27 protein-coding genes are annotated in these 24,918 nt (G+C 67.0%); 18 read left to right on the forward strand and 9 right to left on the reverse strand.

What is annotated here, in order from left to right; genetic code table 11:
- The first annotated feature begins 48 nt into the window (after window positions 1-48).
- The 11 genes from phnE (at window position 49) to phnP (ending at window position 8,975) form a co-directional block, all read left to right on the forward strand.
- A complete protein-coding gene (gene phnE, locus B597_RS32335) occupies window positions 49-843 on the forward strand; it encodes a phosphonate ABC transporter, permease protein PhnE (RefSeq protein WP_003296886.1) in 795 nt (264 codons plus the stop codon).
- A gap of 34 nt (window positions 844-877) precedes the next feature.
- On the forward strand, window positions 878-1,585 hold the full coding sequence (gene phnF, locus B597_RS32340) for a phosphonate metabolism transcriptional regulator PhnF (protein WP_003296887.1): 708 nt from the start codon (window positions 878-880) through the stop codon (window positions 1,583-1,585).
- 11 nt (window positions 1,586-1,596) lie between these two features.
- Window positions 1,597-2,043 carry a phosphonate C-P lyase system protein PhnG gene (phnG, locus tag B597_RS32345; RefSeq protein ID WP_003296888.1) on the forward strand — a complete coding sequence of 149 codons (447 nt, stop codon included), beginning with the start codon at window positions 1,597-1,599 and terminating at the stop codon, window positions 2,041-2,043.
- Window positions 2,043-2,651, forward strand: a complete 609-nt coding sequence (gene phnH / locus B597_RS32350; protein ID WP_003296889.1) for a phosphonate C-P lyase system protein PhnH — start codon at window positions 2,043-2,045, stop codon at window positions 2,649-2,651. Before phnG ends, phnH begins: the two co-directional genes overlap by 1 nt.
- On the forward strand, window positions 2,651-3,754 hold the full coding sequence (locus B597_RS32355) for a carbon-phosphorus lyase complex subunit (protein ID WP_024161888.1): 1,104 nt from the start codon (window positions 2,651-2,653) through the stop codon (window positions 3,752-3,754). The genes phnH and B597_RS32355 overlap by 1 nt, the downstream gene beginning before the upstream one ends.
- Window positions 3,751-4,620: an alpha-D-ribose 1-methylphosphonate 5-phosphate C-P-lyase PhnJ gene (locus B597_RS32360; RefSeq protein ID WP_003296892.1), complete on the forward strand. Its 870-nt coding sequence runs from the start codon at window positions 3,751-3,753 to the stop codon at window positions 4,618-4,620. Before B597_RS32355 ends, B597_RS32360 begins: the two co-directional genes overlap by 4 nt.
- Complete coding sequence (gene phnK / locus B597_RS32365) at window positions 4,617-5,429, forward strand: phosphonate C-P lyase system protein PhnK (protein ID WP_003296893.1); 813 nt, start codon at window positions 4,617-4,619, stop codon at window positions 5,427-5,429. Before B597_RS32360 ends, phnK begins: the two co-directional genes overlap by 4 nt.
- Window positions 5,430-5,661: 232 nt before the next feature.
- A complete protein-coding gene (phnL, locus tag B597_RS32370) occupies window positions 5,662-6,366 on the forward strand; it encodes a phosphonate C-P lyase system protein PhnL (protein ID WP_003296894.1) in 705 nt (234 codons plus the stop codon).
- Window positions 6,356-7,501: an alpha-D-ribose 1-methylphosphonate 5-triphosphate diphosphatase gene (locus B597_RS32375; protein WP_003296895.1), complete on the forward strand. Its 1,146-nt coding sequence runs from the start codon at window positions 6,356-6,358 to the stop codon at window positions 7,499-7,501. The genes phnL and B597_RS32375 overlap by 11 nt, the downstream gene beginning before the upstream one ends.
- Before the next feature lie 179 nt (window positions 7,502-7,680).
- Entirely contained in the window at window positions 7,681-8,235 is a 555-nt protein-coding gene (gene phnN / locus B597_RS32380; RefSeq protein WP_003296897.1) for a phosphonate metabolism protein/1,5-bisphosphokinase (PRPP-forming) PhnN, read from the forward strand.
- Window positions 8,226-8,975: a phosphonate metabolism protein PhnP gene (gene phnP, locus B597_RS32385; RefSeq protein ID WP_003296898.1), complete on the forward strand. Its 750-nt coding sequence runs from the start codon at window positions 8,226-8,228 to the stop codon at window positions 8,973-8,975. Before phnN ends, phnP begins: the two co-directional genes overlap by 10 nt.
- Window positions 8,976-9,095: 120 nt before the next feature.
- Here the strand turns inward: phnP and B597_RS32390 are convergent, their stop codons facing one another.
- Window positions 9,096-9,338, reverse strand: coding sequence for a hypothetical protein (locus tag B597_RS32390; RefSeq protein WP_003296899.1), 243 nt, complete (start codon window positions 9,336-9,338; stop codon window positions 9,096-9,098).
- Between the two features lie 73 nt (window positions 9,339-9,411).
- Entirely contained in the window at window positions 9,412-9,840 is a 429-nt protein-coding gene (locus tag B597_RS32395; protein ID WP_003296900.1) for a hypothetical protein, read from the reverse strand.
- A gap of 365 nt (window positions 9,841-10,205) precedes the next feature.
- Here B597_RS32395 and B597_RS32400 point away from each other — a divergent pair, with 365 nt between their 5' ends.
- The 3 genes from B597_RS32400 to B597_RS32410 all read left to right on the forward strand — a co-directional run bounded on the left by B597_RS32400 (window position 10,206) and on the right by B597_RS32410 (window position 13,723).
- Window positions 10,206-11,159: a TAXI family TRAP transporter solute-binding subunit gene (locus tag B597_RS32400; protein WP_003296901.1), complete on the forward strand. Its 954-nt coding sequence runs from the start codon at window positions 10,206-10,208 to the stop codon at window positions 11,157-11,159.
- A gap of 135 nt (window positions 11,160-11,294) precedes the next feature.
- Window positions 11,295-13,319: a TRAP transporter permease gene (locus B597_RS32405; RefSeq protein WP_003296902.1), complete on the forward strand. Its 2,025-nt coding sequence runs from the start codon at window positions 11,295-11,297 to the stop codon at window positions 13,317-13,319.
- On the forward strand, window positions 13,316-13,723 hold the full coding sequence (locus B597_RS32410; protein WP_003296903.1) for a DUF1850 domain-containing protein: 408 nt from the start codon (window positions 13,316-13,318) through the stop codon (window positions 13,721-13,723). The genes B597_RS32405 and B597_RS32410 overlap by 4 nt, the downstream gene beginning before the upstream one ends.
- 307 nt (window positions 13,724-14,030) lie before the next feature.
- Here B597_RS32410 and B597_RS32415 read toward each other — a convergent pair whose 3' ends face one another.
- From B597_RS32415 to B597_RS32425, 3 genes are all read right to left on the reverse strand, one after another.
- On the reverse strand, window positions 14,031-14,753 hold the full coding sequence (locus B597_RS32415) for a ferritin-like domain-containing protein (protein WP_003296905.1): 723 nt from the start codon (window positions 14,751-14,753) through the stop codon (window positions 14,031-14,033).
- Between the two features lie 10 nt (window positions 14,754-14,763).
- A complete protein-coding gene (locus tag B597_RS32420; RefSeq protein ID WP_024161889.1) occupies window positions 14,764-15,933 on the reverse strand; it encodes a hypothetical protein in 1,170 nt (389 codons plus the stop codon).
- 216 nt (window positions 15,934-16,149) lie between these two features.
- Complete coding sequence (locus tag B597_RS32425; RefSeq protein ID WP_031323341.1) at window positions 16,150-17,208, reverse strand: aminopeptidase; 1,059 nt, start codon at window positions 17,206-17,208, stop codon at window positions 16,150-16,152.
- Window positions 17,209-17,351: 143 nt separating this feature from the next.
- Here B597_RS32425 and B597_RS32430 point away from each other — a divergent pair, with 143 nt between their 5' ends.
- The 4 genes from B597_RS32430 (at window position 17,352) to B597_RS32445 (ending at window position 20,789) form a co-directional block, all read left to right on the forward strand.
- Entirely contained in the window at window positions 17,352-17,777 is a 426-nt protein-coding gene (locus tag B597_RS32430; protein ID WP_003296908.1) for a PA0061/PA0062 family lipoprotein, read from the forward strand.
- 91 nt (window positions 17,778-17,868) lie between these two features.
- Complete coding sequence (locus B597_RS32435; RefSeq protein WP_003296909.1) at window positions 17,869-18,279, forward strand: PA0061/PA0062 family lipoprotein; 411 nt, start codon at window positions 17,869-17,871, stop codon at window positions 18,277-18,279.
- Window positions 18,280-18,314: 35 nt separating this feature from the next.
- Window positions 18,315-19,313, forward strand: coding sequence for an LLM class flavin-dependent oxidoreductase (locus B597_RS32440; RefSeq protein ID WP_003296910.1), 999 nt, complete (start codon window positions 18,315-18,317; stop codon window positions 19,311-19,313).
- 123 nt (window positions 19,314-19,436) lie between these two features.
- On the forward strand, window positions 19,437-20,789 hold the full coding sequence (locus B597_RS32445) for a cation:proton antiporter (protein ID WP_003296911.1): 1,353 nt from the start codon (window positions 19,437-19,439) through the stop codon (window positions 20,787-20,789).
- A 19-nt stretch (window positions 20,790-20,808) separates the two neighbouring features.
- Here the strand turns inward: B597_RS32445 and B597_RS32450 are convergent, their stop codons facing one another.
- The 4 genes from B597_RS32450 to B597_RS32465 form a co-directional block, all read right to left on the reverse strand.
- Window positions 20,809-21,024 carry a dodecin gene (locus tag B597_RS32450; RefSeq protein ID WP_003296913.1) on the reverse strand — a complete coding sequence of 72 codons (216 nt, stop codon included), beginning with the start codon at window positions 21,022-21,024 and terminating at the stop codon, window positions 20,809-20,811.
- Between the two features lie 674 nt (window positions 21,025-21,698).
- Window positions 21,699-21,914: a KTSC domain-containing protein gene (locus B597_RS32455; protein WP_003296916.1), complete on the reverse strand. Its 216-nt coding sequence runs from the start codon at window positions 21,912-21,914 to the stop codon at window positions 21,699-21,701.
- Window positions 21,911-23,716 carry an ABC transporter ATP-binding protein gene (locus B597_RS32460; RefSeq protein WP_003296917.1) on the reverse strand — a complete coding sequence of 602 codons (1,806 nt, stop codon included), beginning with the start codon at window positions 23,714-23,716 and terminating at the stop codon, window positions 21,911-21,913. Before B597_RS32460 ends, B597_RS32455 begins: the two co-directional genes overlap by 4 nt.
- Entirely contained in the window at window positions 23,713-24,867 is a 1,155-nt protein-coding gene (locus B597_RS32465; protein ID WP_003296919.1) for a glycoside hydrolase family 1 protein, read from the reverse strand. The genes B597_RS32460 and B597_RS32465 overlap by 4 nt, the downstream gene beginning before the upstream one ends.
- Window positions 24,868-24,918: the final 51 nt, after the last annotated feature.

Raw genomic sequence — 24,918 nt, forward strand, 5'->3', positions numbered from 1 at the left:
GGCGCGCTGGCGCCACGCTCCCGTCCGCGCCGTTTGTGAGAACCGAACATGTCCACTCTGAGCACCACACCGCCACTGGCGGGCAACGACAAGCGCAGCTGGTTGCGCCTGCTCGGCTGGGGCCTGTGCCTGGCCGTACTGGCCTGGTCCTGGCAGGGCGCGGAGATGAATCCGCTGCTGCTGATCCGCGACAGCGCCAACATGGCGACTTTCGCCGCCGACTTCTTTCCGCCGGACTTCAGCGACTGGCAGCTGTATCTCAAGGAGATGGTCACCACGGTGCATATCGCCCTCTGGGGCACGCTGCTGGCGATCGTCTGCGCCATCCCGCTGGGCATTCTCAGCGCCGAGAACATCGTGCCCTGGTGGGTCTACCAGCCGGTGCGCCGGCTGATGGATGCCTGCCGCTCGATCAACGAGATGGTCTTCGCCATGCTCTTCGTCGTCGCGGTCGGTCTCGGCCCCTTCGCCGGCGTTCTGGCGCTGTGGATCAGCACCACCGGCGTGCTCGCCAAGCTGTTCGCCGAAGCGGTGGAAGCCATCGAACCCGGCCCGGTGGAAGGCGTGCGCGCCACCGGCGCCAGCGCGCTGCAGGAAGTCATCTTCGGGGTGACTCCACAGGTGCTGCCGCTGTGGATTTCCTACTCGCTGTACCGCTTCGAATCCAACGTGCGCTCGGCCACGGTGGTCGGCATGGTCGGCGCCGGCGGCATCGGCGTGATCCTCTGGGAGGCCATACGCGGCTTCCAGTTCGGCCAGACCGCCGCCCTGCTGCTGATCATCATCGCCGTGGTGAGCCTGATCGACCTGCTCTCCCAGCGCCTGCGCAAGCTCTTCATCTGACGGAGTGAGGGCCTGCGCGGCTCTCGAAAAAACCATGCAGTTGTCTAGACAACCCAGCGAACCGCTCTACCTTGAACTCGCCGAGCTGCTTCGGGGCGAATTGCACCACTACCGCAGCGGCGATTTCCTGCCCGGCGAGATGCAGCTGGCGCGGCGCTTCGCCGTCAACCGCCATACCCTGCGCCGCGCCGTCGACGAGCTGATCAGCGAAGGCCGCCTGCTGCGCCGCCAGGGCAAGGGCACCCAGGTGCTGCAACGCCCGCTGGTCTATCCGCTACAGGCCGACAGCGCCTACAGCGATGCGCTCGCCGCCCTCGGCGTGCGCACCGAGGCGCGCCTGCTCGAGCGTCGCACGCTGGCCGCCAGCGCCGAGGAAGCGCGCCACCTGGAATTGGCCGAGGGCGCCGCGCTGATCGAGCTGAGCACCCTGCGCCTGCTCGATGGCGAGCCGGTCAGCCTGATCCGCCACCGCTACTGCGCCAGCCATGCCGAACTGCTCGCCGACTACCAGGGCGGCTCGCTGCGCCGTTACCTCGGCGAACGCGGCCTGCCGCTGACCCGCCGCTTCAGCCTGATCGGCGCGCGCCTGGCCGATCGTGACGAGGCCGCACGGCTGCTGATGCCGCTGCGCATGCCGCTGCTGTCGGTGTTCACCCTGTCCTGCGACGCCGCCGGGCGACCGCTGGAGATCGCCCTCTCGGCCAGCCGGTCCGACCGCTTCCAGTACCAGGTCGCCACCTGATGGAGAACCCTATGCACACCCGCGAACCATCCCCCCGCCAGCGCTGGATGGCCGTGCTGGCCCGCGCCAGCGCCGCCGAGCTGGCGCCTTTCGAGAGCGCCCTGTGCGACTGCGCCTACCAGCTGATCCGCCCCGCGGAAATCGGCATGACCCTGGTGCGCGGCCGCATGGGCGGCACCGGCGCGCCGTTCAACCTCGGCGAGATGAGTGTCACCCGCTGCGTGGTGCGCCTGGCCGACGGCAGCACCGGCTACAGCTACCGCGCCGGCCGCGACAAGCGCCAGGCCGAGCTCGCCGCCCTCGCCGACGCCCATCTGCAGGGCGCCCGACAGAGCCGCTGGCTCGCCGAGCTGATCGAACCACTGGCCGCCGCGCAGGCCCGTCGCGCCGCGCACAAGGCTGCCGAAACCGCCACTACCCGCGTGGAGTTCTTCACGCTGCTGCGAGGAGAAGACTGATGTATCGCGCCCCATCCGAATTGCTGCAGGCCGCTTTCGACGACCCGGTGCTGGACGCCCAGCAGAGCTTCCGCGCCGCGCTCAAGGCCCTGTCCGAGCCGGGCACCCGCCGGCCGCTGGTCAGCGTCGCCGCCGTCGACCACTTGCAGGCCGCCACCTACGCGCTGTGCCTGAGCCTGCTGGATAACGACACGCCGCTGTGGCTGGCGCCGGCCTTCGACACCCCGGCGATCCGCGCCAACCTGGCCTTCCATTGCGGCTGCCCGGTGGTCGAAGCGCGCGAGGAGGCGATGTTCGCCCTGCTCGACGCCGCCGCACTGGACGACCTGTCCGGCTTCTACAACGGCAGCGAGCGCTACCCGGACCAGTCCTGCACGCTGCTGGTCCAGCTCGATCGGCTCGACCGCGGCCCGGCGCTGAGCTGGCAGGGTCCGGGCATCGACGGCAACCGGCTGGTCGGCCTGCCACTGAAGCCGACGTTCTGGCAGCAGCGCGCCGCGCGCAGCGACTTCCCGCGCGGGCTGGATGCGCTGTTCTGCGCCGACGGCGAGGTGCTCGGCCTGCCGCGCAGCACGCGCATCGGCGACTCGCTCGCGGAGGTCGCCTGATGTACGTCGCGGTCAAGGGTGGCGAACAGGCCATCGATAACGCCCACGCGCTGCTGGCGAAGAAGCGCCGCGGCGATACCGGCGTCGCCGAACTGGGCGTCGAGCAGATCCGCCAGCAGCTGCCACTCGCCGTGGCGCGGGTGATGAGCGAAGGCTCGCTGTACGACGAGGAACTCGCCGCGCTGGCGATCAAGCAGGCCGCCGGCGATCTGGTCGAGGCGATCTTCCTGCTGCGCGCCTACCGCACCACGCTGCCGCGCTTCGCCGAAAGCCTGCCGCTGGACACCGCCGCCATGCAGCTCAGCCGACGCATCTCGGCGACCTTCAAGGACGTGCCCGGCGGCCAGCTGCTCGGCCCGACCTTCGACTACACCCACCGCCTGCTGGACTTCGCCCTGCTCGCCGAGGGCGAACATCCCGGGCCGCCGGTGGATGACAGCACCAGCCTGGACAACTGCCCCCGCGTGCTCGGCCTGCTCGGCGAGGAAGGCCTGATGACCGCGGAGACCGATCGCGGCGAGCCAGTGCCGGACCTCACCCGCGAGCCGCTGGAGCTGCCTTCCAGCCGCGCCGAACGCCTGCAGGCACTGGCCCGCGGTGACGAGGGCTTCCTCCTGGCGCTGGGCTATTCGACCCAGCGCGGCTACGGCCGCAACCACCCGTTCGCCGGCGAAATCCGCATCGGCACGACAGAAGTATGGATCGAGCCGCAGGAGCTGGGCTTCCCGGTCTGCCTCGGCGAGATCGAGCTGACCGAGTGCGAGATGGTCAACCAGTTCGTCGGCGAGAGCGCCGCACAAGCGCAGTTCACCCGCGGCTACGGCCTGGCCTTCGGCTATGCCGAGCGCAAGGCGATGGGCATGGCGCTGGTAGACCGCGCGCTGCGTGCCGGCGAATACGGCGAGGAGGTGCAGGGTCCGGCGCAGCAGGAGGAGTTCGTCCTGATGCACTGCGACAACGTCGAGGCCGCCGGCTTCGTCTCGCACCTCAAGCTGCCGCACTACGTCGACTTCCAGTCCGAGCTGGAGCTGATCCGCAAGCTGCGCCAGCCGCAGGCCGAGCCGGCCGCAGCCAGCGAATCCGCCAAGGAGAAGCGCGCATGAATGCCCACGCCAGTCCGGCCAGCAAGGCAGGCTACAACTTCGCCTACCTCGACGAGCAGACCAAGCGCATGATCCGCCGCGCGCTGCTCAAGGCGGTGGCCATTCCCGGCTACCAGGCGCCCTTCGGCGGCCGCGAGATGCCGCTGCCCTACGGCTGGGGCACCGGCGGCATGCAGCTGACCGCGGCGATTCTCGGCGCCGACGATGTGCTCAAGGTGATCGACCAGGGCGCCGACGACACCACCAACGCGGTGTCGATCCGGCGCTTCTTCGCCCGCACCGCCGGGGTCGCCACCACCGAGCGCACGCCCGAGGCGACGGTGATCCAGACCCGCCACCGCATTCCGGAAACCCCATTGGCCGCCGGGCAGATCATGGTCTATCAGGTGCCGATTCCCGAGCCGCTGCGCTTCATCGAGCCGTCGGAAGGCGAGACGCGGACCATGCACGCGCTGGGCGACTACGGCGTGATGCACGTCAAGCTCTACGAGGACATCGCCACCTTCGGCCACATCGCCACCAGCTACGCCTATCCGGTGACGGTGGATGGGCGCTACGTGATGGACCCTTCGCCGATTCCCAAATTCGACAACCCCAAGCTGGACCGCAGCCCGGCGCTGATGCTGTTCGGCGCCGGCCGTGAGAAGCGCCTCTACGCCGTGCCGCCGTACACCCGCGTGGTCAGCCTGGATTTCGAGGACCACCCGTTCGAGATCCAGCGCTGGGACGAATGCTGCGCCATCTGCGGCAGCGGCGATTCCTACCTCGACGAACTGATCGTCGACGACGCCGGGAGCAAGCGCTTCGTCTGCTCCGATACCGACTACTGCGCACAGCGTGCCCAGCCACAGGAGGGCCGCCCATGAGCGCCGCCGAACAACTGCTGCCCGCCCCGGGCATCGGCACCGAGCCGCTGTTCACGGTGCGCGACCTGACCCGCCTGTACGGCCCGGACAAGGGCTGCCAGGGCGTGTCCTTCGACCTCTACCCCGGCGAAGTGCTGGGTATCGTCGGCGAATCCGGCTCGGGCAAGTCGACCCTGCTCTCGCTGCTCTGCGGGCGCTGCCCGCCGGACCGCGGCACGGTGCTCTACCGCGACGGCATAGGCGACTGGCTCGACCTCTACGCCGCCAGCGAAGCCGAGCGGCGCACGCTGCTGCGCACCGAGTGGGGCTTCGTCGAGCAGAACCCGCGCGACGGGCTGCGCATGGGAGTTTCCGCCGGCGCCAACATCGGCGAGCGGCTGATGGCCCAGGGCGTCAGGCATTACGGCCAGCTGCGCGCTGCCGGGCTGGATTGGCTCAAACAGGTGGAGATCGACCCGGCGCGCATCGACGACCTGCCGCGGACCTTCTCCGGCGGCATGCAGCAGCGCCTGCAGATTGCCCGCAACCTGGTTTCCAGTCCGAAGCTGGTGTTCATGGACGAACCCACCGGCGGCCTCGATGTGTCGGTGCAGGCACGCCTGCTCGACCTCTTGCGCGGACTGGTGCGCGAACTGGACCTGGCGGTGGTGATCGTCACCCACGACCTCGCCGTGGCGCGCCTGTTGGCCGACCGGCTGATGGTGATGCGCCGCTCTCGGGTGGTGGAGTCGGGCCTGACCGACCAGATCCTCGACGACCCGCAGCACCCCTATACGCAGTTGCTGGTGTCCTCGGTGCTGCAGCCATGAACGCCCTCACCCGCCCCAGCGCCGGCAAGCCAGCTCCTGCCACCCGCCGCCACCGTCGCACCTGTAGGAGCGAGGTCGCTCGCGATCCGCTGCCTCTCGGTACCGCAGCCATGAACGCCCTCACCCGCCCCAGCGCCGGCAAGCCAGCTCCTGCCACCCGCCGCCACCGTCGCACCTGTAGGAGCGAGCTCGCTCGCGATTCGGCCACTTCCCTCCCTCGAGGAGTGCACGCATGAATACCCTGATCGAGGTCCGTGACCTCGCCAAGACATTCACCCTGCACCAGCAGCACGGCGTCAGCCTGCAGGTGCTGCGCGGGCTGAACTTCACCGTCGCCGCCGGCGAGTGCCTGGTGCTGCACGGCCAGTCCGGCGCCGGCAAGTCGACCCTGCTGCGCACGCTGTACGGCAACTACCTGCCGGCCGGCGGCAGCATCCGCATCCGCCACGCCGGCGACTGGCTGGAACTGGTCGGCGCCGAGCCACGCCAGGTGCTCGCCGTACGCCGGCAGACGCTGGGCTACGTCAGCCAGTTCCTGCGCGTGATTCCGCGGGTGCCGGCGCTGGAAGTGGTGATGGAACCGGCGCTGGCCCGCGGCTGGAGCCGTGCCGATGCCGAGGCGCGGGCCAAGGCGCTGCTGACCCGGCTGAACATTCCCGAGCGGCTCTGGCAACTGGCCCCCGGCACCTTCTCCGGCGGCGAGCAGCAGCGGGTCAACCTGGCGCGCGGCTTCATGGTCAGCTGGCCGGTGATGCTGCTCGACGAACCCACCGCCTCGCTGGACGAAGCCAACGCCGGCGTGGTGCTGGAACTGATCGACGAGGCCAAGGCCGCCGGCAGCGCGCTGATCGGCATCTTCCACGACCGCGCGATTCGCGAGGCAGTCGCCGACCGTTACCTGGACATGACGCAGGAGGACCTGGCCCATGCCAGCTGAACAGATTCTCCGCAACGCCCGGCTGGTGCTGGCCGATCAGGTGATCCATGGCAGCCTGCTGATCCGCGACGGCGTCATCGCCGACATCAGCGAAGGCGCCAGCAGCCTGCCGCAGGCCCAGGACCTGGGCGGCGACCTGCTGCTGCCGGGGCTGGTGGAGCTGCACACCGACAACCTGGAAAAGCACATGAGCCCGCGCCCGGGCGTCGACTGGCCGTCCGCCTCGGCGGTGCTGACCCATGACGCGCAGATCGTCGCCGCCGGCATCACCACGGTGTTCGATGCGCTGTCGATCGGCGACATCAATCCCAAGGGCAAGCGCATGCAGCAGCTCGGCGTGATGCTCGAGGCCATCGCCGAGGCCGAAGCGGCCGGACAGACCCGCGCCGAACACCGCCTGCACCTGCGCTGCGAAGTCAGCCACCCGCAGTGCCTGGAGCTGTTCCGCGAGCTGGTCGAGCAGCCGCTGGTGCAGCTGGTCTCGGTGATGGACCACGCGCCCGGCCAGCGCCAGTTCGCGCGCTTGGAGAAGTACCGCGAGTACTACATGGGCAAGTACCACCTGAGCCTGGCGGAAATGGACATTTTCGTCAGCGAGCAGCTGGCCAACTCCGCGCGGCACAGCGACCAGCAGCGCGCCGCCATCGTCGACATCTGCCGCAGCCGCGAGCTGGCGCTGGCCAGCCACGACGATGCGACCCTGGAGCACGTTAGCGAGTCGGCGGACTACGGCATGGCCATCGCCGAATTCCCGACCACCTTCGAAGCCGCCGAGGCCAGCCACGCACGCGGGCTAAAGGTGCTGATGGGCGCGCCGAACATCGTTCGTGGCGGCTCGCACTCGGGCAACATCGCCGCTGCCGATCTGGCCCGGCGTGGGGTGCTGGACATCCTCTCCAGCGACTACTACCCGGCCAGCCTCCTGCAGGCCGCGCTGGGCCTGGCCGAACAGGACAACGATTACGATCTGCCACGCGCCATCGCCACCATCAGCCTGGCGCCGGCCCGCGCGGCCGGGCTGGATGATCGCGGCGAGATCGCCGTCGGCCTGCGCGCCGACCTGGTCCAGGCGCAAGTGCACAAGGGCCAGCCGGTGATCGGCCAGGTCTGGCGCCAGGGCCGGCGGGTGTTCTGATGGCGCAGGAGCACCGCCCCGGGCCGGACCTGCCAGCAGGCCTGTGGCAGGCGCGCCCTCGCGGCGATTGCCGGCCGCAGGGCCTGCCAGCAACAACCGAGCGCGGAACCACGAGTCGAGCCGCCTGCACCGGCCGACTCTATACTGCCTGTCCACCGCAGGCTTTCCGGAGGAACCCTATGCAAGGCCGCTTGATCTACCTGACTGGACCTTCCGGCGCCGGCAAGGACAGCCTGCTCGAGGCCGCCCGCGCGGCACTGGCCGAACGTGGCGTACGCATCGCCCGGCGGGTCATCACCCGTTCGGCCGAGGCAGTCGGCGAAGCCGCGCAATCGGTGAGCCACGAGGATTTCGAACGCCTGGAAACCGAACAGGCCTTCGCCCTCAGCTGGCGTGCCAACGAGCTGGCCTATGGCATCCCGGCGCAAATCGACGACTGGCTGGCGGCCGGTGAGCACGTCCTGGTCAATGGCTCGCGGGGCTATCTGCCTGAAGCACGGCGGCGCTACCCGAGCCTGCTCGCCGTGCTGCTGTCCGTCGAGCAGGATGTGCTGCGCGAGCGCCTGCTGACCCGCGGCCGGGAAAGCCCGGAGCAGATCGAGGCGCGCCTGGCGCGCAACGCGCTGTTCGCCGGCGAACTGGACGACTACATCCGCCTGGACAACTCCGCCTCCCTGGCACAGAGCGTCCAGCATCTGCTGGAACTGCTGGACGAGCACCTGCGATGCAACTGACCCTGCTCGGCACTGGCGATGCCGCCCAGGTCCCGGTGTACAACTGCGCGTGCCCGGCCTGTCGCGCCGCCCAGGCCGACCCGCGTCGACGCCGCCGCGCCTGCTCGGCGCTGGTGGAATGTACGGGTCAGCGCTGGCTGCTCGACAGTGGCCTGCCGGACCTCTGCGAGCGCTTCGCGCCGGGCAGCTTCAACGGCATCCTGCAGACGCACTACCACGCCGATCACGCCCAGGGTCTGCTGCAACTGCGCTGGGGCCGCGGGCTGCGCATCCCGGTGCTCGGCCCGGACGATCCCGAGGGCCTTGCCGATCTCTACAAGCACCCGGGCATTCTCGACTTCAGCGGGCCTTTCGCCGCCTTCGAGCAGCGCTCGCTCGGCACGCTGCGGGTCACGGCGCTGCCGCTGGTGCACTCGAAGCCCACCTTTGGCTACCTGCTTGAAGGTCACGGACGCTGCATGGCGTACCTCACCGACACGGTCGGCCTGCCGGACGCCACGCGGGAGTTTCTTCAGGACACCGCGCTCGACGTGCTGGTGCTCGATTGCTCGACCCCGCCACGCGAGACGCCGCCGCGCAATCACAACGATCTGACCCGTGCACTGCAGAGCATCGAGGAGCTGCAGCCGGCACAGGCGGTCCTGACCCATGTCGGCCACGAGCTGGATGCCTGGCTCATGCAGCAGCCACGAGAACTGCCGGACAACGTATGCCTGGCGCACGACGGGATGACGCTTTAATCGTAGGGTGGACAACGCGCAGCTTGTCCACCAAAGGCACCCGTGCCCGGCGAGGCACCAAGTCAGGCCCATACGACGCGTGCCCGGCGAGAAACCTTGGGCACGGACAAAAAAGCCGCCTCAGCGGCCCGGCTGTGGACGGAAGCCCGGTACGCTGGCCGGGCGTTCGATGCGCGCAGCCGGCAGCGTGCAATGGAGGTCGCGGAACGGGCGGCCGGAAAGCCGTTCCCAGCCGGGGCCCGGGGAGGTCTGGCGGCAGATGATGGTGCCGTCGAGCTTGCTCTGCCACTGGTAATAGGGCGCCGGCGCGGCACTGGCCGCGATGGACAGGAACAGGCTGAACGCGATGAGGAAACTGCGCATCGATGCGCCTTCGGCAGAACGATGTCCGCCACTGTAACCCGACGCCGGCGCTACGCAAGCGCCGTCCGATCGCTCAATACCAGATCTTCGCCGCCTCGCGCAGGAAGATTTCCACGGTCTTGGGCCCGACGCCCTCGAATTCGCCCAGGCGCCTTTCCAGATCCTTGCGGTTCTCGCTGAGTTCGTGGATGCGCCCGAGCTTGCCGCCGTATTCGCCGTTGAGCTTTTCGCAAAGCTTGAGCAGCCGCTCGGCGGTGGACTCGTCGTAGCGTACGTAATGGCCCTCGCCGAGCATGTCGACCAATTGCTGCCAGCTGCAATTGCCGAGTTTGCGCGGGGTATCGCGCTTGTGCCTGTCGACGATGACACGATAGGCCTCGGCGGCGATGTCCTGCTGGATGCGCTTGCCGAACAGAAAGCTGGCGACGAACCACTTGAACAGCTCGCCCTCGCCTTTGTCGATTTCGATGCCCAGGTCTTTCGCGCTGATTTCGGCTGTCATGACAAACCTCCGCAACGGCACTGTGCAGCATTCGAATACCTGTGCCGACCAAGGTTCGGCATCGCAATGAGCGAAATATCGCCGATGGCCGAACGACGATAAGCGGATTCTTGCCGACGATGCTCCTGCCGCAGCGCCGTGACCCGTCTAGCGCGCATGAATGCCGTGCTGGCACGCCTCCTGCTAAACGATTTGTGCTCGATGCGATTCCAACGACAAGAAGAGCTGCCAGCGATACCTACCTCCCCGGGACTCTCCCGGCGTCATCGCCCCTCTGCTTGTTCGTCAGCCGCGCACCTGCGTGGCGGTCATCGTCTATCGTCAACGTGCTGAGTCAACCAATAAAAACGAAACGGAGATCCAACATGAGACTGACCAAACGCCTGGGCCTGCTCGCTGCCGCTGCAGCCTTCACTGCCAGCACCGCGGCCGTTGCTGCGCCGACCTTCATCAACATCCTCACCGGCGGCACCAGCGGCGTGTACTACCCGATCGGTGTGGCCCTGTCGCAGCAGTACAACAAGATCGACGGCGCCAAGACTTCCGTGCAGGCCACCAAGGCTTCGGTGGAAAACCTCAACCTGCTGCAGGCCGGCCGTGGCGAACTGGCCTTCTCCCTGGGTGACTCGGTCGCTGACGCCTGGAACGGTGTCGAGGACGCCGGCTTCAAGGCTCCGCTCAAGCGACTGCGCGCCATCGCCGGCACCTACAGCAACTACATCCAGATCGTTGCCAGCGAAGAGTCCGGCATCAAGACGCTGGAAGACCTCAAGGGCAAGCGCATCTCCGTCGGCGCGCCGAAGTCCGGCACCGAGCTGAACGCCCGCGCGATCTTCAAGGCCGCCGGCCTGAGCTACGAGGACATGGGCCGCGTCGAGTTCCTGCCCTACGCCGAGTCGGTCGAGCTGATCAAGAACCGCCAGCTGGACGCCACCCTGCAGTCCTCGGGCCTGGGCATGGCCGCCATTCGCGACCTGGCCAGCACCATGCCGGTGACCTTCGTCGAGATTCCGGCCGCCGTGGTCGAGAAGATCGAGAGCGATGCCTACCTGCCCGGCGTGATTCCGGCCGGCACCTACGACGGTCAGGATGCCGATGTACCGACCGTGGCCATCACCAATATCCTGGTCAGCCACGAGAAGGTTTCCGATGAAGTGGCCTACCAGATGACCAAGCTGATGTTCGACAACCTGTCGGCCCTGGGCAACGCCCACTCCGCGGCCAAGGACATCAAGCTGGAAAACGCCACCAAGAACCTGCCGATCCCGCTGCACCCGGGTGCCGAGCGCTTCTACAAGGAAGCCGGGATTCTCAAGTAACCAAGCGCTGACAGACGGGGGAGCGGGCCCTGCGGCCTGCTCCACCCCGCTCCTTGTAGCAGCAGGCTTGCCCGCGTCGCCTCGTTGGCAAGCCTGCTTCTACAGGCCCCCACCTTGCAGTGAGAGAGTGATTCCATGAGCGAAAGCCAAGGGCTGCATGCCAGCCCCAGCGAATGGCCGAGGGCGCTGTTCTACGTCGCCCTGCTGTTCTCCATCTACCAGATCGTCACCGCCGCCTTTCACCCGGTATCCAGCCAGGTGCTGCGTGCCGGTCACGTCGGTTTCCTGTTGCTGCTGGTGTTCCTCTGCTACCCGGCACGCGGCAACGGCAAGCCGTTCCAGCCAGTGGCCTGGGTGCTCGGCCTGGCCGGGTTCGCCACCTTCATCTACCAGTGGTATTTCGAGGCGGACCTGATCCAGCGCTCCGGCGACATGACCACCGCCGACATGCTGGTCGGCCTGACGCTGATCGCGCTGGTGTTCGAGGCCGCGCGGCGGGTCATGGGCATCGCCCTGCCGATCATCTGCGGGCTGTTCCTCGCCTACGGCCTGCTCGGCGAGTACCTGCCCGGTGATCTCGCGCACCGCGGCTATTACCTGGACCAGATCGTCAACCAGCTGTCGTTCGGCACCGAAGGCCTGTACGGCACGCCGACCTACGTCTCGGCAACCTACATCTTCCTGTTCATCCTGTTCGGCTCGTTCCTCGAGCAGGCCGGCATGATCAAGCTGTTCACCGATTTCGCCATGGGCCTGTTCGGCCACAAGCTCGGCGGCCCGGCCAAGGTTTCGGTGGTGTCCTCGGCGCTGATGGGCACCATCACCGGCTCCGGCGTGGCCAACGTGGTCACCACCGGCCAGTTCACCATCCCGCTGATGAAGCGCTTCGGTTATCGCCCGGCCTTCGCTGGCGGCGTCGAGGCGACCTCGTCGATGGGTAGCCAGATCATGCCGCCGGTGATGGGCGCGGTGGCCTTCATCATGGCCGAGACCATCAACGTGCCCTTCGTCGAAATCGCCAAGGCGGCGCTGATTCCGGCGCTGCTCTACTTCGGCTCGGTGTTCTGGATGGTCCATCTGGAAGCCAAGCGCGCCGGCCTCAAGGGCCTGCCGAAGGACGAGTGCCCGAGTGCCTGGGCCGCAGTCAAGGAGCGCTGGTATCTATTGATCCCGCTGCTGGTGCTGGTCTGGCTGCTGTTCTCCGGTCGCACGCCGATGTTCGCGGGCACCATCGGCCTGGCGCTGACGGCGATCGTCATCCTCGGTTCGGCGATCATTCTCAAGGTCTCCAGCTTCGCCTTGCGCATCGCCTTCTGGATCGCCCTCGGCCTGCTCTGTGCCGGCTTCTTCCAGCTCGGTATCGGGGTGATCTTCGCGGTCATCGCCGCGCTGGTGGTGGTCTGCTGGTTCATCAAGGGCGGCCGCGATACCCTGGTCATCTGCCTGCACGCGCTGGTCGAAGGTGCGCGCCATGCGGTGCCGGTGGGTATCGCCTGCGCCCTGGTCGGGGTGATCATCGGCATCGTCTCGCTGACCGGCGTGGCCTCGACTTTCGCCGGCTACATCCTGGCCGTGGGCGAGAACAACCTGTTCCTCTCGCTGATCCTGACCATGCTGACCTGCCTGGTGCTGGGCATGGGCATCCCGACCATCCCCAACTACATCATCACCAGTTCGATCGCCGCACCGGCGCTGCTCGACCTGGGCGTGCCGCTGATCGTCTCGCACATGTTCGTCTTCTACTTCGGCATCATGGCCGACCTCACGCCGCCGGTGGCGCTGGCCTGCTTCGCCGCCGCACCGATCGCCAAGGAGAAGGGCCTGAAGATCAGCATGTGGGCGATCCGTATCGCCATCGCCGGCTTCATCGTGCCGTTCATGGCGGTGTACAACCCGGCGCTGATGATGCAGGGCGGTGACTGGGGTGCCACGCTGTACATGATGTTGAAAGCGGCCTTCGCCATCGGCCTGTGGGGCGCGGTGTTCACCGGCTACCTGCAGCGCCGCATGGCCTTGTGGGAGAAGGCGCTGGCCTTTGCCGCCGGTGCTGCGATGATCCTCGCCACGCCGATGAGTGACGAGATCGGCTTCGCCCTCGGCGCGATCTTCCTCGCGCAGCACATCTGGCGCGCCCGCCGCGCCGAGCCGGCGGTCGCATGATTGGCCTGTGCCTTGGGCTCGCGGGCGTGGTGTGGGCCGAGCTGCCCACCCCCGCCTTCACCCTGGCATGGAACCACACCATCGAGAAGATTCGCTGGGAGGAGGATTACCGCGTGACGCCGGCCGGCTTGCTGCTCGGCGAAGCGCGGGTCAAGGGTTCTGGCGCCGGGATGGAAATCCCGGATGACGCCGAACTGCGCGACGGGGCCTGGCATTACCAGCGCCAGATGCCTGCGTTGCCACTCCTGCGCCTGGGGCGAACCCCCGAGGCAGGGGATTACCAACTGTGTTTCGACCAGCGTTGCCACGCCATGAGCGAATGGCTAGGCCCGCCAAAAGCGGACCAGCCGGCGCTGGAAGTCTGGGGCTGTACCGTGCAAACGGCGAGTGTCGGCAACGATTGACCGGCTCGCCGGTGATCGTTGAGGAGGGGTGTTCGCGCAGGCGGCACCCCTTTTTCTTTGGTTAGTCTGTTGTCTTCGGGCTAGCAGGCTGGGTGCGTTGGATGAACGTTTTTGCCTCATGGCCGTTGGCGAGTTGCCTGAAAGGCTGGTTTCGCCCTGCTGGGCGAAACCAAGCTCCCAAGCAGCTCGGAAATCGGCCACTACAAAAAGCCGATAATGCCCCAAACTCCGCATCACCTTTCCCCGCCAAAAAAAGACGCACATCCCCTTTCGGTGGTGTGCGCCAAAACGTCACGCTTGCACGCGATTACTTGGTCTGCATGATCAGATCCCGACGCATCAGCGTCTTGATCTTCACCAAATGGTCGTCTTCCTGAGTCTTGGCATGAACGAAGCTGTCGGCGATGTTCGGATGACCGGCCGCCTGCGCCAGCTCGATCAGCAGTTCCCAGGCGGCGTTGTCCGCCAGCTCCACGGTCAGCAACGCATTCAGGCACTGGTCGACATTGGTTCGCGGGTCGGTCAGCACGTTGACGATGCCCAGCGCCATAGACCCGACCACATCGGCACAGGGCGTTTGCGACGTCGGATCGGCGCCGAGGGTTTCGATCGCCTGGTGCACCAGCATCATGTGCTCGTGCTCCTCGTCACGAATGTGCTTCAGCGTGTCGACCAGCGCCGAATCAGGGGTGTCGAGCCCCTTGACCTTGGCGATCATCGCCTCGTACAGGCGCACCCCGTTGCGCTCGTAGGCCAGGCGCTCGCCGAGCTTGTCGAGAAACACCTCGGGGCTCTTGCCGCGCATCATGTCGAAGCCGGTCTTGAGCATGCCCTTGGCCGAACCCGGAACCGGCACCGATCCGATGCGGTCCGCCTCGGCGGCGCGCTCCGAGCGCTCGACGAGCATGCCGCGCTCGTCGCCCGGCACGTCCGGATGAATGTCGTTGACGGCATCGAGCAGGCGCTTGGTGTCCTTCGGGGACATCTGCACGCCGGTAACGTTGGAACCTACTTTCGCTGCAGTAGCCATGGTCGTCTCCTCAGGAAGCCTTGCGCATCAGTTCGCCACCCGGCGCCCACTGGTAACCCGCCGAGACGATGTCCGAGGCGAGCCCTTCCGAGGCCAGGTGGTTGCGGTAGTCGAGCGAGGACTTCGGCTCCTTGGCCTTGTCCACGTAGGCCGGGCCGGCGCTGCGCAGGTTGACCTCGGCGGCCAGTACCTGCCGCACGAAGTCGCGCTGGCTCTTGAACTCGACCATCTTCGGCAGCGGGCCGGCGAGGATTTCCGCCGGGTCGCGGCCCTCGAGCTTCTTGAACCATTCGCAGGCGACGTTGAGGTGGCCCAGCTCGTAGTCGAGGAAGCGCTCCCAGATCGCCTTGATCCGCGGATTGGTTTCCTGCTCGGCGCAGCTGGCGTACATGTAGACCTCCATCGCCTCGTGCACCAGCCACTTCTCGATATGGCTTTCGCTGGGGTCGGACAGCGAGCCGTACTGGGTCACGTGCTGCTCTTCCACCGAGGCGATCTCGGCGTACAGCTGGCGCGCCAGCGGGTCGGCGAACAGTGGGCCGATGTTCTGGTAGTAGTCGTGGGTCTGGTACTCCGCGCCGGTGATCAGCGCCGCGTGGATCTTGGTGATCAGCGCGGCGGTGTTCTTCTCGTAGTTGTCGCGGATGTCGTTTTCCGGGTGGCGATGGTGCTCGGATGTCTTGCGACCCGGAACGATGTCGGTGTAGCCCTGCAGGATGTTGTTGGCATCCTTGCCCTCGAGGCGATCGAGCATCGCCGAATAGCGGTACAGGTGGTCGAAATCCTCCAGCAGACCGAAGCGGTAGGTCTGTGCCTGGTAGGGATCGGGCTCGCTCTGGGCCACGGCGGCGGTCACCTCGATGGCGACCTGCTCATAGGCGACGGTGGTTTCCAGCGGCGAATGGTCGGCGCCGATCAGCCAGTTGATCATGGTCGCCTGGTGCTGCTCGGTGCGACGGATTTCGGCCAGCGGCAGGCGCAGCTCCTTGTTGAAGCGGGCAATGCCGTGCTTGAGGCGCAGGGCATCGGTTTCCACGCCGTTCATGAGGATGATGCGCACACGGGTAAACGCATCGTCATCGAGCTTGCTGATCGGCTTGCCGGCCATTTCCTTCCATGTGAACTTCTGCTTCTCCAGTGGCGTGCCTTTGTTGTCGAAAATTCCGGAAATGGTCTCCATGGAGCCTCCGTTGTCATACGTGAGTATCAGGCATAGGGAGATCGCCGCCATGAACATGGGCGACCTTCAGAGAGGACCGGGGCGTCCGGAAAAGGATTCACGCCGTTCGGCAGGCAGCAGGATTGCCGCCGATGAACGGCAGATCGCGTTTTTTTGCAAGCACGCCGCACATTTTGCGCAAGGACCCGTGGCAGCAGGCGGCGACGCTTCGCCTGTTCAGCCGGCGAGTCGCCCGAGCCTGGCTTCCCGCTCGTCGGCGGGCAGCTTGGCCAGCGCTGCCACCGCCGCGTGAAAACGCGGCCAGTCCCGCCCGCTCTGCTCGAACAGCACGGCAAAGGCCGTTACCCAGCGGTCATAGAGACCGAACGGCAGCAGGGTGGCGTTATTCAACGGCTGCGCGAACCAGCGGTCGAAGCGCGCATCGCCACCCCATTGCTCGTCACGCAACGTCCGATAGCGCTGGCGCAGCTCGACGAAGGCGGCCCGTTTGAGCGCGCGCAACTCCGTTGCCGGCCGCCCGGAGGCATAGAGCCGGTCAAGCCGTTCGCGCGTATCCAGCAGCAGCGCCACCAGTTGCCGGTAGCGCATACTGCTCTGCTCGTCCTGCTGCGGCAGTTGGCGATGGCTGCGCCACTGGCGCAAACCCTCGCGCTCGACGAAGCTGGCGTAGGACTCGTTGAAGGCGGTGTCGCCCGGCAGGTACAGCTGCTGATGCGCCAGTTCGTGGAAGATCAGCGCCGCCAAGTGCTCGTCGTTGCGGTGCAGCATGGAGCTGAGCAGCGGATCGGCGAACCAGCCCAGCGTGGAATAGGCCTCGACACCCGCCACATGGGTATCCAGCCCGGTCAGACGCAAGCGAGCCGCCTCGCCGCGCGCCGCGCCCTGGCGAAAATAGCCGCGGTAGGCCACGCAGCCGGCGATCGGGAAGCAGTGCTCGAGCGGCTTCACCGAGAACTCCTCGGTGGCGAACAGATTCCACACCACGTATGGCCGGCCCAGTTCGGCATACAGCCGATAGCTGCGATTGTCCGGCAGCGCCAGCGCCCGGCTGGCGAAGCGACGGGCCTGCAGCACCTCGGCCAGACGCTGCCGCAACACCGCATCGCGCGACTCATCGGCGATCAGCTGCTCGATCGGCTCGCGCTGGCGCAACAGCTCCAGCTGTCCGGCGGCGAGCTGCCCGTAGTAGCTGCACCCGTTCAGACAGACGGCAAGCAGCAGTGGAACCCAGCGCAGGCTGCGGCTGTCGATCAAAGCGGTGTTGGGCTTGGGCATCGGATTGACCGGTCGGTGGGCCGGCTCGCGCCGGCGTGCGTAGCGCACCCTACAAAGGCCCTGCTGCCGATTGCAACCTGCGGCGCCAGCGCCTCCCTCATTCGATCCCTTGCCGGAGCACATCGCCGGCTGGAGCTTTGTTCATGCGCGGTTTCGTTCTTGTCCCATTCATCGCCAGCCTGGCCGGTTGCGCAGCCTGGATGCCCAAACCCGATCCGCAACAGGCCTGGGTCGAGCTAAACTCCAACGGCGAAACCCACCTGCAGGCCGTTGCCGTCGACGGCCAGGCACTGGACGATGACCGCTATTTCCAGGTTCCGCCGGGCAGCCGCACGCTGGAAATGCGTTACCGCTTCGAGGTCAACGGCGCCAACGTCGGCCCGGGCAGCAGCGCGCTGACCCGCGATTGCAGACTGACCCTGGAATACGACCGTTTCCGCGCCGGTGCGCGCTATCAGCTGGTGGCCGGCGGTTATGGCTTCCGCCCCTGGGTCAGGCTCTACGATCAGCATCGCTACGTACTGGCGCGTGCCGAGGAAAAAGGCTGCGGCGACCTCGCCGGGCACTGAGCCCGCGTTGAAATGCGCCGCCATCTGGCGCACCCTCGACAGCCTTTGCGAGGCGCCGGCGTCTCGCCACCCAATTGCCGAGGACTCAACCATGCGTCAGCCGCTCGCCCTGCTTGCCCTCCTCGCCCTGGCCGGCTGCGCCGGGCCATTGCCGCAACCCGATCCGAACATGGCCTGGGTCGACATGATGGCGCAGACCAGCGACATCTTCATGTCCGACCAGCTGGACGGCGAACGCACCCCCGACGGCCGCTATTTCCAGGTCCCGGCTGGTGCCCATGAACTCGAGGCACGCTACGAATTCGAAGTGAGCGGGGGCGACTTCGGCCTGTTCGGCGAAACCCATACCATGCGCTGTACCCTGGTAATCCGCTACGACGACTTCCAGCCCGGCCAGCGCTACCTGTTCCAGGCCCGCTCGCTGGGCTTCACCCCGCAGGGCTGGTTGCGCGACGAACAGCGCAACGTGCTGGCCGAGGCCCAGGCCGAGCATTGCCACTGAGCCACCTGCGCCACCGTTTCTTTCAGAGGTAGACGATGTCCCGTATTGCACAGACCCGCTTTTCCGCCCTCGACTTGGCACCGATTCGCGATGACGGCACGCCGGCCCAGGCGCTGCACAATGCGCTGGCCCTGGCGCGCCATGTCGAGCAGCTCGGCTTCGAACGCTTCTGGGTCGCCGAACACCACAACATGGACGGCATCGCCAGTGCCGCGACCGCCGTGCTGCTCGGCTACCTGGCCGCCAATACCACGCGCATCCGCCTCGGCGCCGGCGGCGTCATGCTGCCCAACCACGCACCGCTGGTGATCGCCGAGCAGTTCGGCACGCTGGAAGCGCTGTATCCCGGTCGTATCGATCTGGGCCTCGGCCGTGCACCGGGCGCCGATCAGTTCACCGCCCACGCCCTGCGCCGTGACCGCATGGGCAGCGCCGACGACTTCCCGCAGGACGTCGAGGAGCTGGAGTTGCTGCTCGGTCCGCGCCAGCCGAACCAGCGCGTCATCGCCATGCCGGGAGTGAACAGCAACATACCGATCTGGTTGCTCGGCTCCAGCCTGTTCAGCGCCCAGCTGGCCGCGGCCAAGGGCTTGCCCTACGCCTTCGCCTCGCACTTCGCGCCGCGCTACATGCACCAGGCGATCAAGCTCTACCGCGAAAACTTCAAGCCTTCGGCAGTGCTCGACAAGCCCTACGTGATGCTTGGCGTACCGCTGATCGCCGCCGACAGCGACGAGCAGGCCGAGTACCTGGTGACCAGCGTCTACCAACGCATCCTTTCACTGATCCGCGGCCAGAGCCTGGTGCTGCGCCCGCCGGTGCAGAGCATGCAGGGCCTGTGGCTGCCGCATGAGCAGCAGGCGGTGGGCGACTTCCTCGGCCTGGCACTGACCGGCGGCCCGGAAAAGGTTCGCGCGCGCCTCGAGGTGCTGCTGGAGCAGACCCAGGCCGACGAGCTGATCTTCACCTGCGACCTCTACGAGACCGCCGACCGCCACCACGCCTTCGAGATCGTCGCGCAACTGCGCCAGTGATCGCCGTGCCGCTGCCCTGACCGGCGGCGGCCTTCCTCTGCGCTGGCGGCGAACCCTGCTGCCGCCCGCCGTTCCAATGGACAGACTTTTTCGGGCGCCCGGCGCCATTCCAGCGGAATACCCATGAACTTTATCGAATGGATGGCCGTTCTCGGCGTCCTGTTGCTCATCCTCGCCCTCGCCTCGGCTTTCCTGCGCTGGCTGCCGATCACCACGTCGCTGATCTACCTGGGTTTCGGCGTACTCATCGGCCAGCTCGGCATCGGCCTGTGGCAGATGGACTTCCTGCAGATCGCCGGCTGGATGGAACACCTCACCGAGGTCGCCGTGCTGGTTTCGCTGTTCGTCAGCGGGCTGAAGCTACGCCTGCCAATGAGCCACCCAGCCTGGAAAAGCGCCTATGTGCTGGCAGGGCCGGTGATGCTCGCCTGCATCGGCGGCGTCACCCTGTTGTGTCACTACGGGTTCGGCCTGAGCTGGGGTGTCGCGGTGCTGATCGGCGCGATCCTGGCGCCCACCGACCCGGTACTGGCCAGCCTGGTGCAGGTCAACAGCGCCCGCGACAGCGACCGCCTGCGTTACGGCCTGTCCGGCGAGGCGGGCTTCAACGATGGCACGGCGTTTCCCTTCGTGGTCTTCGGCCTGATGCTCATCGCCCAGGGCCGACTGGAAGCGGACTGGGTCGGCGAATGGGCTCTGCACAGGCTGCTGTGGGCGGTACCGGCTGGGCTGCTGATCGGCTTCCTGCTGGGCAAACTGGTCGGCCGCGTGGCGATCTACCTGCGCGCCCGGCATGGCGATACGGCGATGTCGCCCAACGACTCGCTGGCCCTGGCACTGATCGCCCTTGCCTATGTCGGCGCCGAGCTGGCCGGCGCCTGGGGCTTTCTCGCCGTGTTCGCCGCGGGCCTCGGCCTGCGCCATGCGGAACTGGTTGCGGCCGACGACTCGGAGACACCCTCCGAAGAACTGATCCACGATGCGGTGCCCCATCAAACCGAAGGAGGCCTGACGCCACGTGCCCTGCCACTCGACAACCGGGAGCTGGGTAAGCCGCAGGTCGCAGCGGGCGTGCTGATGGGCGATGTATTGGCCTTCGGTGGACAGCTGGAGCGCAGCCTGGAAGTGCTGCTGGTGACCATGCTCGGCGTGCTGGTTTCGGCCCATTGGGACTGGCGGGCCGTACCGCTCGGGCTGGCGCTGTTCCTGCTGATCCGTCCGCTGAGCGTGACGCTGCTGATGCCGCGGCGCTACCTCGACCGGGTGCAGTGCCTGACCGCTGGCTGGTTCGGTATCCGCGGCATCGGCAGCCTGTATTACCTGAGCTACGCGGTAACCCATGGCCTGCTGCCGGACGAGGCGCATACGGTCGTCGGGCTGGTACTGTCGGTGGTGGCGCTGAGCATCGTGCTGCATGGGCTCAGTACCCAGCCGCTGCTGCACCGTTACGAGCGCAGCCGCGGCGTAGCCGGCTGAGCGCCAGCCACACTCGGCGTCAGCTGTCCGCCAGACGGAAGCCGACCTTCATGGTCACCTGAAAGTGACCGACCTTGCCGTTTTCCACATGGCCGCGAATCTCGCCGACCTCGAACCACTCGACGTTCTGCAGCTTGCTGCCGGCTTCGGCGATGCCGTTCTGAATCGCTTCGTCGACGCTGTTGCGCGATGAGCCGACGATTTCGATCTTCTTGTACGTGTGATGATCCGACATGGCACTTTTCCCCTTCTGGTCTGAGGAGCCTCCGCTCGGTGATGACGCGTCCTGTCTGACTGAGGCCCGCAGAGCGCCCCGGAAGTTCAGCGCAACGGTCGATCCGCCGATGGCGGGCGCCACCGTCATTCCATCCGCCAGCAAGGTCAGGGCCGTAGGGTGGTCTTCAGCCCACCACCACGCGCACCCTCATTTGGTGGGCTGAAGCCCACCCTACCTGCCAAGGCCAGCGCGCCGCACGTTCAACGGAGCAGGCGATCCGCCGATGACTCCATCCACGTAGGGTGGATAACGCGAAGCTTATCCACGCGGTTTGCAGACCGTCTCTCCAACGACAGGGCCGTAGGGTGGGCTTCAGCCCACCGCCACGCGCACCCTCATTTGGTGGGCTGAAGCCCACCCTACCTGCCGAAGCCCGCAGCGCCCGGACGCTCAACGGAGCAGACGGTCCGCCGATGACTCCATCCACGCGGTTTGCAGACCGTCTCTCCAACGTCAGGGCCGTAGGGTGGGCTTCAGCCCACCGCCACGCGCACCCTCATTTGGTGGGCTGAAGCCCACCCTACCTGCCAAGGCCAGCGCGCCGCACGCTCAACGGAGCAGGCGATCCGCCGATGGCTCCATCCACGTAGGGTGGATAACGCGAAGCTTATCCACGCGGTTTCCAGCCACCATCATTCCAGCCGCCGATAGCGATAATGCTGCGGCTTGAACACCTGGTTGAAATGCCGGCCCAGCGAGTCGGCCTCGAGCAGCGCCTGCACCGCCGCGGCCGGGACCTGCTCGTAGCGGTACAGCGCGCCGCTGCTGAACTCCACTTCCAGCACCTGCCGCCCGGGGTCGTAGCCCAGCGCGCGCAGGCTGCTGGAGTTAACCGCGACGCGCTTCATGAGGCTGCGTCAGGCTCGTGGGCGAAACCCTCGGCCTGCATGCGCCACAGCGCGTCGAACTCGCCACCCTGGCGGCGCAATTGCTGGGGTGGGCCGTCCTCTACGATACGGCCGTCACGCAGCACGATGACCCGGTCGAAACTCGACAGCGTCGACAGCCGATGCGCCACCGCCACCACCGTGCGGTTGTGCACCAGGTGGTTGAGCGCCGCCTGGATCTCGCCTTCGGACTGGCTATCCAGCGCCGAGGTGGCCTCGTCGAGGATCAGGATCGGCGCATCCTTGAGGAACGCCCGGGCGATCCCCAGGCGCTGGCGCTGGCCGCCGGAGAGCATCACCCCGCGCTCGCCGACCAGGGTGTCGTAGCCCTGCGGCAACTCACGGATGAAACCATCGCAGAAGGCACTGCGCGCGGCCTCGACGACCTCTTCGTCGCTGGCATCGGGACGGCCGTAGCGGATGTTCTCGCGAATGCTGCGGTTGAACAGCGCGGTTTCCTGCGGGACCACGGCGATCTTCTCGCGCAGGCTGTCCTGGCTGACGCTGCGGATGTCCTGGCCATCGACCAGGATGCGTCCGTCCTGCACGTCGTCCAAGCGCTGGATAAGGTTGATCAGGGTCGACTTGCCGGCGCCGGACGAGCCCACCACACCGACTTTCTGCCCGGCCGGAATATGCAGGTCGAGCTTCTCGAACACCCGACCGCGGTCAGGGTAGCTGAAGCAGACCCCTTCGAAGGTGATGTCGCCCTCGGCCAGCAGCAGTTGGTTGTCGGTGTCCTCCAGGCCATGCGGCTGGACGATGATGCGCAGGGTGTCGTCGATGGCGCCGAGCTGCTGCGTGGCATCCACCAGCGCCAGCGCCAGATCCCGCGAGCCATGCAGGATGCGAAAGGTCAGCGCGCTGACCAGCACCACGTCGCCGGCCGTCACCGAGCCGGCGACCCACAGGTTGATCGCCCAGACCAGCATGCCGCCGGCCATCACCGACAGGCAGACGTCGTGCATCACCCGGGCTTTTTCCAGGTACATCCAACTGCGCCGCTGGGCATGGGCCTCGTAGCCGATCTCATGGGCCAGGCGCTCGGCCTCGCGATCACGCGCGGAAAAGGCCTTGATGCTCCAGACGTTGGATACCGCATCCACCAGTTCGCCGCCGACCCGCGCCGATTGCGCGGCGAAGCGCTGGTGCCGGGAGCGGCCGCGAATGCCGAAGCCGGTGATCAGCGCGGCGACGATGGCGACGAAGACGATCAACGCCACCGCCATCTGCCAGCCAACCGTGAACAGCACCACCACCGCGCCGATAAAATCGACGATCGGCGGCACGATCTTCCAGGCCAGCCCGCCGTAGATCGAGCCGGCAGCGGCACCGAGCGCGGAAATCCGGTTGCCCAGCGAGCCGGCGAAATGTTCGGTGAAATAACGCATCGGATGGCCGGTCAGATGCTTGAACAGGTCGACGCGGATATCCACCACGCTGGCCACCACGGTGCGACAGCCGAGCCAGCCACCCAGGCGCCAGAACACGTTTTCGGTGACGATCAGGCCGATGAACAGGCCCAGCGGCCACCAGACATTGGCCGAACTGCGCTGCGTACCGCCCTGCGCCATGGCATCGACCAGCAGCTTCATGCCGTACTGCACCGCCACCGCGCAGCTCGCCGCACCGATGATCAGTGCCAGCAACCCGCCGAAATGCCAGGGCCGGGCGCAGATGTAATGCCAGAGGAAAGCGAGCGGACGGCCGGGCAGGGGCACCTCGCCCGGCTTTGCCGGTGCCGCGCCGGCCGTCCGGTTCATGGCATGGTTTCGACAGACTGCGGCGCCGGGCTCGACTGGCTGAAGCGCGTCTGCTGCAGACGCAGCTCGTCGGCCAGTCCCTGGTGCACGCAGCGCTTGCCGTTCTCGTCGGCAAAGCCGAGCAGCCCGACCGGACAATGCCGCTCATCGGTCCAGCCCGGGTAATCCAGCACCGGATACAGGCAGATGCCCTCCACCGGCACCCCGGCCTGCATCGCCAGGCCGGCCTGCTCGCTGACGTAACGCAGCCAGTCGCCGCGCACATCACCCTCGGCGCCGGTTTCGGCGATCAGCAGCGGTCGCCGATAGCGCTGCCAGACTTCCCGAAGAATGCCCTTGAACGGCCGATAGTCCGGGTTGCCGCGCTCGATGGTGCGGCCATCGCCGTGGTACCACTGGTTATCCGAGTAGTAGTTGACGCCGATGATGTCGAGGTACTCCGGGCCGCCACCAAGGCCCGGCCACCGCTCGCCGCAGAGCATGTCCCAGGCCTCGAACTGCGCCTGGCGGAAGCGCTCGGCATCGCGCTGCGGGCCGGGCCGGTCGTTGGCCGCGACTACATGAATCGCCGGGTCGACCTGGACGAAACGCGCTCGCGGATCGACCGCGCGAATCGCCTGCATCGCCGCGAGGGTGGCGCGTACCAGCTGGTGCTTGAGCTCGAAGCCGCGACCACGCGCCATTGGATTGAAGTAGGCCTCGTCGCCGCCGGCCCAGGCCCAGAAGGAAATCTCGTTGAGCGGCGCATAGAACGGTACGTCGTTCGTCTCGTCCTTGACCAGTTGCGCCACCGCCGCGGCATAGCGGGCGAAACGCTCGACGAACTGCGGGCGCCAGATGTCGATGTCGTCCGGCCAGCCGTAGTGGCACAGGTCCCAGATCACCTGGATGCCCTGGCGCTGCGCCGCCTGCAGCATGGGCAGGAAGCTCGACCAGTCGTACTGCCCCGGCGTGCGCTCGATCAGGTGCCAGCGCAAGCCGTCGCGCGCACCGTGCAGGCCATGCCGGTGCAGCTCGGCATAGTCGTGCGCGGCCCAGCGGTCATGCGCCGTCGCGGCGATCAGATCGAGACGACGACCGTCGCTGCGCCGATGATTGGAACACTCGAAACCGCCAAGGAAGAAGCTCTTGAACAGGCTGGGGTGATGCATCGTTGACCTCATGAATGACTCGCTACCGGCCGGACAGCCGCCGGGCGGCCG

The sequence above is a fragment of the Stutzerimonas stutzeri KOS6 genome (genome assembly GCF_000307775.2).
Taxonomy (GTDB): domain Bacteria; phylum Pseudomonadota; class Gammaproteobacteria; order Pseudomonadales; family Pseudomonadaceae; genus Stutzerimonas; species Stutzerimonas stutzeri_B.